Origin of the sequence: Streptococcus mitis, from assembly GCF_946188585.1 — a bacterium.
Taxonomy (GTDB): domain Bacteria; phylum Bacillota; class Bacilli; order Lactobacillales; family Streptococcaceae; genus Streptococcus; species Streptococcus mitis_DG.
Map to the genome: position 1 here is coordinate 1 of NZ_CAMHVI010000020.1, position 449 is coordinate 449.

At 48.6% G+C, this 449-nt stretch carries 1 protein-coding gene; it reads left to right on the forward strand.

Going from position 1 to position 449, the window contains the following annotated elements:
* A partial coding sequence (locus N8M66_RS09280) for a hypothetical protein (RefSeq protein WP_261047220.1) occupies positions 1-449 on the forward strand: 449 nt, incomplete at both ends.

Genomic DNA, 449 nt, shown 5'->3' on the forward strand with positions numbered 1-449 from the left:
GAAGCTGATGTACTTGCTGACGTGCTTGCGCTTGTTGAAGCCGATGTACTTGCTGACGTGCTTGCAGATGTACTTGCACTTGTTGAAGCTGATGTACTTGCGCTTGTTGAGGCTGATGTACTTGCAGATGTACTTGCGCTTGTTGAAGCTGATGTACTTGCTGATGTACTTGCGCTCGTTGAAGCTGATGTGCTTGCACTTGTTGAAGCCGATGTACTTGCTGATGTACTTGCGCTTGTTGAAGCTGATGTGCTAGCCGATGTACTTGCTGACGTGCTTGCTGATGTACTTGCACTTGTTGAAGCTGACGTGCTTGCTGACGTACTTGCGCTTGTTGAAGCTGATGTACTTGCTGACGTACTTGCGCTTGTTGAAGCTGATGTACTTGCTGACGTGCTTGCGCTTGTTGAAGCCGATGTACTTGCTGACGTGCTTGCAGATGTACTTGC